We start from the raw sequence: 10,584 nt of genomic DNA, 5'->3' as shown, positions 1-10,584 counted from the left end.
GCATGAGATCATTTTGGATTATTTACTTGTCAATAAACCTTAATTCAGAATATCAGCTTCTAAATGTGCTACTTGAATGAAACGAGGGTATTGACTTGCAAATGCTTTTTTTAAGCTGATTTTTTATCAGGGCTTACCCAAAACAGACGCTAGCGCGATTTTGTATCAGTCCCATTTTATGTATGTTGTTTCGTTCACTCTGCTTGGAAATGGAACTTGAAGCATATTCTTTGATCTATGCTCTGATGGAGAATTTTGGATTGAATTTGTCACTGTAAAAATAAAAAAGGAACATGAAGATGCGCGCTTTTCATTTGAAGTTTGGCTTGCTTATTTTCAGCTTGCAGTTAAACAGTCTCGCAATCGCACAGCAAGTGGCTTTACAGGAATTAGATCGTCAAGAAAGCAAATCTCTGCACGCACCTTACGAATTTCGTATCGCAAGTTTTTCCAAAGATGAGGGCAGCTATGGCAGCGGCGCTTTAGTACTCTTGATCAGCAACGATACTAAATCAGCGATCATTAATTTGAATGGCGTGCGAACCGAATTGCGTGCGCTACAAGCAGAGTCAACAGCAGATTGCAAAACCGGCGCAACGCGCCAACAAGTTTATGCCAAAGACCAATTGCGCCTACAAGTGAAATTGAAATTGAAAGCAGGTGAAGAAGCCTGTTGGGCGGAAGGTTTAGTTTCTATTCGTATGGATAAACATACCCATCGTTATCTGGTGAAGGGTGTTAGTGGTTTGTGATGGCAACTTAAAGTTACGAAAGTATTTTAGAGGAATCTTTTATGTTTTTATGAAAAATGTCGGTCACAGAGGTACTTTGTGTGCCGACATTTTTTCATTGTTCTTTACATGCCTATATTTTAAATATGCAAAGCGTGTCCTAGAGCACGCAGCGCGGCTTCTTGCACCGCTTCGCCCAAAGTTGGATGTGAATGAATCGTGCCAGCGACGTCTTCGAGCGTTGCCCCCATTTCGAGTGATAAGCCAAAAGCTGCACTCAGCTCAGAAACCCCTTTGCCAACGGCTTGCCAGCCGACGATCAGGTGATTGTCTTTGCGTGCCACCACACGCACAAAGCCTTCGCTCGATTCTAAAGTCATGGAGCGACCATTGGCCGCAAATGGGAACATCGCTGTGATGCAATCTATACCTGCGGCTTGCGCTTCTTGTGGTGATTTGCCGACCACGACTAATTCGGGATCGGTGAAACATACGGCGGGGATAGAAGCCGGGGTGAAATGACGACGTTTGCCCGCGATGATTTCTGCCACCATTTCGCCTTGTGCCATCGCACGGTGAGCCAGCATAGGTTCGCCTGCCACGTCGCCAATCGCCCATACATCACGCATAGACGTGCGGCATTGATCATCAATTTTGATGGCGCGGCCATTCATGTCTAGCATTAAACTTTCTAAGCCAAAACCTTCCGTGCGAGGGCGACGTCCAACTGCTACTAAGACTTTATCGCAAGCGAGTTCAGATTCTTCACCGGCGGCGTTTTTCAAGCGCACTGCATTTTCATCTGCATTCAAACCTTGTACGGTAAGGCCGAGATGAACTTCAACACCTAATTGTTTGAGTGCAGTTTTGACGACCTTGGTCAGGTCTTCATCGTAAGCAGGCAAGATACGGTCAAGTGATTCCACGACGCTAACTTCAGCACCGAGCTTGCGATACGCGATGCCGAGTTCTAAACCAATATAGCCGCCACCGACGACCACTAATTTCTTTGGAATTTCTGTCGGTGATAAGGCTTCGGTTGAGCTGATGACTTTGCCACTGCCAGAACCAAAGGGCATAAAAGGAAGTTCTACTGGTGTTGAACCAGATGCGATTAATAGATGTTGGCAAGTGATACGTTGCACCTCTTTGCCATCTTGCATTACCGCGACGGTTTTACCATCGAGAATTTGCGCCCAGCCTTTGACCACTTGTGCGCCATTTTTTTTGAGCAAGGCACCAACGCCCGTTGTTAAGCGTTTGACGATGCCGTCTTTCCAGCTGATGGTTTGGACTATGTTGATGCTGGGAGTGCTGACTTGTATGCCGATAGATGAACCGTGTGAGTAATGCTTGGCTTTTTCAAATTCCTCAGAGGCGTGGATCAAGGCTTTGGATGGAATACAGCCGATGTTGAGGCAAGTGCCGCCGAGTTGATCGCCTTCGATGAGTATGGTGGCAATGCCGAGTTGTGCCGCGCGAATGGCAGCGATGTAACCGCCAGGGCCACCGCCAATCACGATTAGGGTTGTGGATGTTGTTTGCATAATATTTTCTTGAATCTTGATAGAGTTAATCGGGCTTCATGTTAGTTGTCATCACGATGAAGATTCCCTCCCCTTCAAGGGGAGGGTTAGGGTGGAGATGGGGTTTTTGTAGCGCGATCAGTAGTCTCTGTTGCACAACTAAATCCCATCCCCATCCCAGCCTTCCCCTTGAAGGGGAAGGGGTGTTCATTGCGTTCCGACCTCACTCAATAAACAGCGTAGCCGGGCATTCCAAATACCCGCGTATCGCTTGAATAAATTGCGCAGCATCCATGCCATCGACCACGCGATGATCGAATGACGAAGATAGATTCATCATCTTACGTGCGACGATTTGGCCGTTGCGTATCATTGGGCGTTCTACCATTTTGTTCACACCTATGATGGCAACTTCAGGTGAATTGATGACGGGGGTAGAAACGATACCGCCGAGTGCGCCGAGGCTAGAGATCGTAATTGTCGAACCTGATAATTCCTCCCGTGTCGCTTTGCCTATGCGGGCTGCTTCAGCTAATCGTCCCATTTCATTTGCATTGCTCCACAAATCACGTGCTTCGGCATGGCGCACTACGGGCACCATCAAGCCTGCTGGTGTTTGCGCTGCAATGCCTAAATGTACGGCGGCAAATTGGGTGACTACGCCAGCCTCATCATCGTAGCGTGCATTGATTTGTGGATAGTCGCGTACTGCTAAAACGACGGCACGCATCAATAAGGGTAACAAACTGAGCTTACCGCGTTCTTTACCCCACTTTTGATTGAGTTGCGTGCGCAGAGCTTCCAGTTCCGTGACATCGACCTCTTCGACGTAGGAGAAATGTGGAATTCGACGTTTTGCGTCCTGCATTTTTTGCGCGATTTTGCGACGCAGACCGATGACGGGAATCGCGGTTTCTTCATGTAGTTCGCGATAGCTATTGCCGCCAGAAGCAATCGGCGTTGAGCCGCGTGCAACATAGGCATCTAAATCGTCTTGCGTAATACGACCTGCTGCGCCAGTGCCAGGAACGAATTGCAATTCCACGCCCAGATCCCAAGCACGGCGACGTACCGCTGGGGAGGCGATGGGTTTTTCACCATTGGCGCGCGCTGCGCTTGGAACGCTGCTGGTTTTTGCTGCCGAAGTGGCTGTTGCCGCGACAGGCGCTTTAGCCGGCGGCGCTGTTTGTGCTGCTGGTTTCTCTACAACTGGCGCAGGCGCAGCTGCGACTGCAACTGGTTCTGCTTTTGCAGGAGCAGGCGCTGTTGAGGCTGCATTCGCATCCATATTCCCAGCACCTTCGACTTCAATCCGAATCAACTCAGATCCCACCGCCATGACTTGACCCGCAGCGCCGCCAAGCGCTAGCACTTTGCCATGCACAGGACTAGGAATTTCGATGGTGGCTTTGTCCGTCATGACGTCCGCCATCACCTGATCTTCGGTGATCATATCGCCGACTTTGACATTCCACGCGACTAACTCAACTTCTGCAATACCTTCGCCGATATCCGGCATTTTAATGACATGAATACCCATCTTATTTCTCCATCGCACGTTTGAATGCCGCGGCAACGCGGGCTGGACCAGGGAAGTAATCCCATTCTTGCGCATGCGGGTAAGGTGTATCCCAACCCGTCACGCGTTCGATCGGTGCTTCCAGATGGTAGAAACAATGCTCTTGTACGAGTGCCGTCAGTTCAGCACCGAAGCCGCTGGTACGCGTCGCTTCATGCACAACGACGCAACGACCTGTTTTTTTCACCGAGGCTAAGATAGTCGGCAAATCCAAAGGCCAGATGCTACGCAAATCGATGATCTCGGCATCGACACCACTTTCCGCCGCAGCCGCTTCAGACACCCACACCATCGTGCCGTAAGTGAGCACGGTCAGATCTTTACCCTCGCGGAAAACCGATGCTGATTCCAATGGCACCGTGTAATAACCTTCAGGCACATCGCCCATAGGATGTTTAGACCAAGGAACAACAGGTTGATCATGATGACCATTAAACGGACCGTTATAAATGCGCTTAGGTTCTAAGAAAATCACCGGATCATTATTCTCTATCGAGGCGATCAACAGACCTTTCGCATCATAAGGATTGGATGGCATCACCGTGCGTAAACCACACACATGGGTGAACACCGCTTCCGGACTTTGGCTGTGCGTTTGTCCACCATAAATACCACCGCCACAAGGCGTACGTATCGTTAATGGTGCGGTGAAATCACCGGCAGAGCGAAAACGCAAACGCGCTGCTTCAGAAACAATTTGATCGTAAGCCGGATAAATATAATCAGCGAATTGAATTTCGATAACGGGACGTAAACCATAAGCGCCCATACCGACTGCCACACCCACGATACCGCTTTCAGAAATTGGCGCATCGAAGACACGTGACTTACCGTATTTTTTTTGCAGGCCTTCGGTGCAACGGAATACACCACCGAAATAACCAACGTCTTGGCCGAACACCACCACATCATTATCACGCTCTAACATCACATCCATCGCTGAACGTAGCGCCTGAATCATGGTCATGGGCGTGGATTTTCCCTTTACATCGTTACTCATTTTTAGATCCCCAATTGTTGGCGTTGCTGACGCAAATGCTCAGGCATTTGCTCATAGATGTCCTCAAACATTTCTGCCGGACTAAATACATGGTTGTCTGCCAGAGAGCCAAATTTCTCAGCTTCTTTCTGCGCAGCGATCACCATCGCCTCTAATTCTTTTTGGGTATCCTCATGTTCTTGTTCTGACCATGCGCCTTGATTGATCAAGTATTGTTTTAAACGCGCAATCGGATCACCTAAGGGGAAGTGATTCGCGTCATCTAAAGGACGGTATTTCGATGGGTCATCCGATGTAGAATGCGGACCTGCACGATAAGTGACCCATTCAATCAGCGTAGGGCCAAGATTGCTGCGCGCACGTTCTGCCGCCCATTTGGATGCCGCATACACCGCAAGAAAATCATTGCCATCAACGCGTAGAGATGCAATCCCACAACCGACGCCGCGTGCTGCAAAAGTCGTATTCTCGCCACCAGCAATCGCTTGGAAAGTCGAGATAGCCCATTGATTATTCACCACATTCAAAATCACTGGTGCGTGATAGACGTGGGCGAAAGTCAGTGCGGTGTCGAAGTCAGCTTCGGCAGTTGCGCCATCGCCTATCCATGCCGAAGCGATCTTGGTATCGTTCTTAATCGCCGATGCCATCGCCCAGCCGACCGCTTGTATGTATTGCGTCGCGAGATTACCAGAAATAGAAAAGAAGCCGGCTTCTTTAATCGAATACATGACTGGCAATTGGCGACCCTTGAGTGGATCACCTTCATTCGACATGAGTTGGCAAATCAAACCATGCAAGGGCACATCGCGCGCCATTAAAATACTTTGTTGGCGATAGGTAGGGAAGCACATATCGTCGCGATTCAAGGCCATTGCTTGTGCAGCACCGATCGCTTCTTCGCCCAGGCTTTGCATATAGAAAGACATTTTCTTTTGGCGCTGTGCGATCAACATACGCGAGTCGAAAATGCGCGTCTTCATCATCGCACGCATACCAGCGCGCAGGGTTTCTATGCTGATGTCTGGTGCCCAAGGACCAACGGCATTGCCATGCTCGTCCAAGACACGTATCAGCGAGTAAGCGATATCGCGCGTATCGACCGGTGTGACATCCACTTCAGGGCGTCGCACTTCACCCGCAGGCGATAGTCGCAAATAAGAAAAATCGGTAGTCTGGCCGGGACGGCCGGTGGGTTCCGGTACGTGCAGACGTAACGGTTCTGAGTGTGGCATGGTTTGTCTCCTTGCTCAATTGTGTTAAGCAATGTTAGGCAATTGTGGTCATTTTTTACTGCACCTTTGTTGTGGTGCAGCATTCCTCTTTAATTGTGGCGTTTAAATCTTGTGGAGTTACACGCCTCGAAAGCCTTCAATCTTTCTGGCGCAAAGTATCCACAAAACACATGCTATTGGCAAGTAAAGTTAGCTTGTTTGTTGATCTTGTCTAAGAAATTTTGTGCTTGATTTATTTTGCTAAGTGAAGAGGGATTCTAAGAAATTAAAATGCTGCGCTGCCGCATTCGTGCGTCGTTATGATAGATGTGTTTGTGATCGAGAGGCCCGCTTGAATCATCTGTCATTTAGCGACGTTTTTGCTTGATTTAGTTAACCGTCGGTTCTTTTACTTTGCTTAGATGTTGTTTATGTTAGCGGCAACTTCTTGATTCGCGATTAGGATCGTGTGGTGCGCAATAGCCGTAATTTTTTATCCTTGCTTCACGCCCCTTTGTGTTTGAAATGACGACCGAAACCTCGAATAAGTCTCCCCAAGTTTCGCGACGGGGTAAATGTACTGTATCGCTTGAAATATGAAAGTTAAGTGTGACCGTAGCCTTACATACATTATGTCCATTCCGATTTTTCAGTAGTCGATTTCTTAGCCACAATGCGTAGTACTCTAGGACGCCAGAATATATCGTTGGACTGGGGCGACTATTCTTCTTCAGTAAATCTAGTTCTATGCTATTGAGTTTCAATTCTTTTGCATACAGATAGATCTTTCCCAGCGCCCAGTATCCTTCTATTTCATTGTTTCGACTGATGAAAGAGCCGCAAATCCCCGCAGCAATATCTTTAAGTTCGTGTGCTCGCATGTTCTCTTTAGTTGTTGTCGCAATATGGAATGCTTGATTTCATTGGAAACTTCGCATGTGAACAGCATATGCTTCATTTTTTCGAATCTTGAAATTTATTTGTAAGTGTTCGTTTGTGATCTTGCTGCTGATTGCGTCATCGGTCAATAACTTTGAAAAAAAGCAGTCGAATAATGCCTATTGTTTGTGTAGATGCGAGATTGGCACTGCTTAATCTCAGAGATTTTTTCGAGTAGACTAATAACTTCAAACATCAAACCAAATCATCATGTCCAAAACTTGCAAACTCGAAGATGTATCAGGTCGTGCGATTGAAGCACCTTACACTTTTTATCTGCCTTCAGCGGAGCTAATCGCGCAACTGCAAGCGGGTGATCTGATTAAGCTGATTTTTGAATGCGAAACTGAAAATGATCAGGGGTGTACTGCCGAGCGCATGTGGGTTGAAATTATCTCTCGTGACGGAGATCAATTTCTAGGTAGATTAGACAATACGCCGCGTTTTATTCCTGACTTGCATTTACATGATGAGATCGCTTTTTCTTCTTGTCATATTATTCAATCCCAAAAAGATGATCCAATTCCCAGCTTGGCAGATAAATATAACGAGCGATGCTTTGTCACTAGTGCAGTGTTGCAAGATCGGCGTCCGGTGAATATGCTTTATCGCGAAGCGCTTGAGGCTGAAGATATTGAGCGTCGATTTAGTGGCTGGACTTTGGCGGCAGGCGATGAAACTGATGAATATTGCGATGACGCCAAAAACTGGCACTTTGTTTCCTTAGGTGCAGTTCTAAATATCGATGATAAATTTCGGTCACTGATTGACCTTCCCTTTACACATGAAGTGGAATATTTGTGGAATGAACAAACTAAGATGTTTGAAGAACAGCCCTTAGCCGATTGATTTACCAACTGAGTTACCAGCGAAACTTCTACTTATGCATCCTGATAAAGTTTGTCGTGAACACCTGCGAGACCTGACTGATTTGCCGAACATTGGTAAGGCATGTGCTGCAGATTTGATTGTGTTGGGTATTACTTATCCTGAGCAATTAATTGGGCGTGATCCTCTCCAGATGTATCAGGAATTGTGTGTACTGACGCAGCAAAGACACGATCCTTGCATGATAGACGTGTTTATATCCATTACGCGTTTTATGGCAGGTGAACCAGCGCAGGCGTGGTGGAAGTTCACCGAAGAACGCAAGCAGATGCTGATTTGTAGCGGGCAAACTAGCTAGGGCGTGTTGACATAATATTTGGGCAATGCGTTCTTAGCAAAACGCAGGATGGCAAGGCGCATCTCGCCGCTGCGGCTGGCCGCCCCAGCAAGAGATGCAACGCTGTCCATCGTGCGTTTTGCTAAGAACCCTTCGGGAATGGCCGAAATGGACACATGGCGTTGTTGCAAGTCGCTTACAGTGCCACAGTTAAAATTCGCTGCGGCGCGCCTTGACGGTGAAGTCAGGGTTTCGAGCAGCATGCTGCTTGCTGGCGCAACAAAGCATCTTTGTAAAGATGCTTTCCTTCAGCGATAGCCTAGCCCTGTGTCCATTTCGACTCATTCGTATGCCAAAATATTATTTCAACACGCCCTAGTATTCATCTCTCAAACATCGCACCATCTATCGCACCATATCTTCAAATGTGGCTGTGCTTTAGTGTTGTTTGACGATACCTTTGGGCTTGCGATGTAAGCCGATCTAAATAAATTTGGTTTCGCATCAAACTTCACCCAGACTTTGATGTCTTAGCAGCGTGTTTTAAGTGGTTTTTCGATGTATAAAACACCATAAATAGACGAAATAATTAAAATTGCTGACTTTAGGTTCATTTATTTTTACTAAATTTCAGTGAGGTTGTGGAATTTAATTTGGCGAATTTGCATTCGTTTAAATTTAATTTAAAAATTATTGATTTTCATTGAATTTAATTATTTCGTTACATTTTTCATAGCATGGGAAGGCAACTCAATTTCCCGTTCTAGTTTACAATCTCGTTTTTATTTCAGAAATCAATCGTCGTGCCCAATCTAGTTGAAATTCGTGATTTGCAGTTTGGCTATGGTAATCGGCATATTTTGTCCGGTTTGAACATGGATTTTCCGCGTGGCAAAGTGATCGCCGTGATGGGTGGATCTGGTTCTGGTAAAACTACCATTTTGCGTCTGATCGGTGGCCAAATTACACCGCAGCGTGGTCATGTTGCTGTCAATGGTGAAATTGTTCATCAATTAAATACATCCGGTTTATATGCTTTACGTCGCAAGATGGGCATGCTGTTTCAGCACGGCGCTTTGTTTACTGACTTAAGCGTTTTCGATAACGTTGCATTTCCATTACGTGAGCATGCCAAGTTACCAGACAGCATGATTCAAGATTTGGTGATGATGAAGTTAAACGCAGTTGGTTTGCGTAATGCAGCAAAGTTAAAACCATCTGAAATTTCCGGTGGTATGGCGCGTCGCGTTGCTTTGGCTCGCGCGGTTGCACTTGATCCACAGTTGATTATGTATGACGAGCCATTTGCTGGACTTGATCCTATCTCGATGGGGGTGACGGCAACTTTGATTCGTAATCTAAATAACGCACTTGGTTCTACCAGTATTTTGGTATCACATGACGTGCATGAGACTTTCCTTATCGCTGATTACGTTTACTTCCTGTCGCAAGGAAAAATTGTGGCGCAAGGCACACCGAGAGAGATGTTGGAATCAACCGATCCTTATGTGAAACAATTTGTGCATGCAGAAAGTGATGGGCCTGTACCATTCCACTATCCAGGTAAATCAATGGCGCAAGAAATTGGTTTGAAGTCAAATTCTGGAGACCAGACATGATCGTGAATTTAGTCAGTCGTCTTGGTCGTTCTACGCGCGAAATTATAGAAAATCTCGGGCACGCCAGTCGTAGTTTCGTCAGTATTGTGATTAACGCACCAAGCCTGTGGCGTCGACCGCAGTTGATCGCTGATCAAGTCCATTTCATTGGTAATTACTCTTTGGTGATTATCGCAATCTCTGGATTGTTCGTTGGATTTGTGTTGGGCTATCAGGGTTATTACACGCTGAATCGCTACGGTTCAGAAGAGGCACTTGGTTTATTAGTGGCATTGTCATTGGTGCGAGAACTAGGGCCTGTGGTGACAGCATTGCTATTTGCCGGACGCGCTGGCACATCATTAACAGCAGAGATCGGTTTGATGAAAGCCGGGGAACAGTTGGCTGCCATGGAAATGATGGCGGTTAATCCTTTGCAGCGTGTCGTCGCCCCTCGTTTTATTGCTGGTGTTATCGCATTGCCTATATTGACGTTGATCTTTAATGCCATGGGCATCATTGGTGGTTATCTGGTTGGTGTTTCCTTAATCGGTGTGGATAGCGGTTCGTTTTGGTCGCAAATGCAGGCGGGTGTGGATATTTGGAACGATCTTGGGAATGGCATTATCAAGAGTATTGTGTTCGGTTTTGCGGTGACTTTTGTGGCGCTCTATCAAGGTTATGAAGCAACCCCAACTCCAGAAGGCGTGGCACGTGCTACGACTCGCACGGTGGTGATTTCATCGCTGCTGGTATTGTGGTTGGATTTCTTGTTGACCGCCTGGATGTTCCAATAAAACTGTTTTTGAAATTTGAATTTTTATAATCGCAT

10 protein-coding genes are annotated in these 10,584 nt (G+C 46.7%); 5 read left to right on the top strand and 5 right to left on the bottom strand.

The genetic code is table 11. The features are described 5' to 3' along the window. The first annotated feature begins 299 nt into the window (after positions 1 to 299). Positions 300 to 752, top strand: coding sequence for a hypothetical protein (locus H8K33_RS11020; protein ID WP_186891088.1), 453 nt, complete (start codon positions 300 to 302; stop codon positions 750 to 752). A 119-nt stretch (positions 753 to 871) separates the two neighbouring features. Here H8K33_RS11020 and lpdA read toward each other — a convergent pair whose 3' ends face one another. The 4 genes from lpdA to H8K33_RS11000 all read right to left on the bottom strand — a co-directional run bounded on the left by lpdA (position 872) and on the right by H8K33_RS11000 (position 6,071). Continuing rightward, on the bottom strand, positions 872 to 2,281 hold the full coding sequence (gene lpdA, locus H8K33_RS11015) for a dihydrolipoyl dehydrogenase (RefSeq protein WP_343043820.1): 1,410 nt from the start codon (positions 2,279 to 2,281) through the stop codon (positions 872 to 874). Positions 2,282 to 2,480: 199 nt separating this feature from the next. Continuing rightward, positions 2,481 to 3,797 carry a dihydrolipoamide acetyltransferase family protein gene (locus tag H8K33_RS11010; protein ID WP_186891086.1) on the bottom strand — a complete coding sequence of 439 codons (1,317 nt, stop codon included), beginning with the start codon at positions 3,795 to 3,797 and terminating at the stop codon, positions 2,481 to 2,483. A gap of 1 nt (position 3,798) precedes the next feature. Further along, positions 3,799 to 4,836, bottom strand: coding sequence for an alpha-ketoacid dehydrogenase subunit beta (locus H8K33_RS11005; protein ID WP_186891085.1), 1,038 nt, complete (start codon positions 4,834 to 4,836; stop codon positions 3,799 to 3,801). A gap of 2 nt (positions 4,837 to 4,838) precedes the next feature. Then, entirely contained in the window at positions 4,839 to 6,071 is a 1,233-nt protein-coding gene (locus H8K33_RS11000) for a 3-methyl-2-oxobutanoate dehydrogenase (2-methylpropanoyl-transferring) subunit alpha (protein WP_186891084.1), read from the bottom strand. Positions 6,072 to 7,199: 1,128 nt separating this feature from the next. Between H8K33_RS11000 and H8K33_RS10995 the strand changes: the two genes are divergently transcribed. Both H8K33_RS10995 and H8K33_RS10990 read left to right on the top strand, forming a co-directional pair. After that, on the top strand, positions 7,200 to 7,838 hold the full coding sequence (locus H8K33_RS10995; RefSeq protein WP_186891083.1) for an immunity protein Imm33 domain-containing protein: 639 nt from the start codon (positions 7,200 to 7,202) through the stop codon (positions 7,836 to 7,838). A gap of 34 nt (positions 7,839 to 7,872) precedes the next feature. Further along, positions 7,873 to 8,175 carry a helix-hairpin-helix domain-containing protein gene (locus tag H8K33_RS10990; RefSeq protein WP_186891082.1) on the top strand — a complete coding sequence of 101 codons (303 nt, stop codon included), beginning with the start codon at positions 7,873 to 7,875 and terminating at the stop codon, positions 8,173 to 8,175. On the opposite strand, the gene H8K33_RS10985 is transcribed toward H8K33_RS10990, so the two are convergent. Then, positions 8,172 to 8,417: a hypothetical protein gene (locus H8K33_RS10985; protein WP_186891081.1), complete on the bottom strand. Its 246-nt coding sequence runs from the start codon at positions 8,415 to 8,417 to the stop codon at positions 8,172 to 8,174. The genes H8K33_RS10990 and H8K33_RS10985 overlap by 4 nt on opposite strands. Before the next feature lie 540 nt (positions 8,418 to 8,957). On the opposite strand from H8K33_RS10985, the gene H8K33_RS10980 reads away from it, so the two are divergent. Beyond that, a complete protein-coding gene (locus tag H8K33_RS10980) occupies positions 8,958 to 9,773 on the top strand; it encodes an ATP-binding cassette domain-containing protein (RefSeq protein ID WP_186891080.1) in 816 nt (271 codons plus the stop codon). Further along, entirely contained in the window at positions 9,770 to 10,549 is a 780-nt protein-coding gene (gene mlaE / locus H8K33_RS10975; protein ID WP_186891079.1) for a lipid asymmetry maintenance ABC transporter permease subunit MlaE, read from the top strand. Before H8K33_RS10980 ends, mlaE begins: the two co-directional genes overlap by 4 nt. Positions 10,550 to 10,584: the final 35 nt, after the last annotated feature.

The sequence above is a fragment of the Affinundibacterium amnicola genome, assembly GCF_014284275.1.
Classification (GTDB): Bacteria; Pseudomonadota; Gammaproteobacteria; order Burkholderiales; family Burkholderiaceae_D; genus Undibacterium; species Undibacterium amnicola.
The sequence above is the reverse complement of the archived record's forward strand: the minus strand, read 5'-3'. Positions and strand labels throughout refer to the sequence as shown.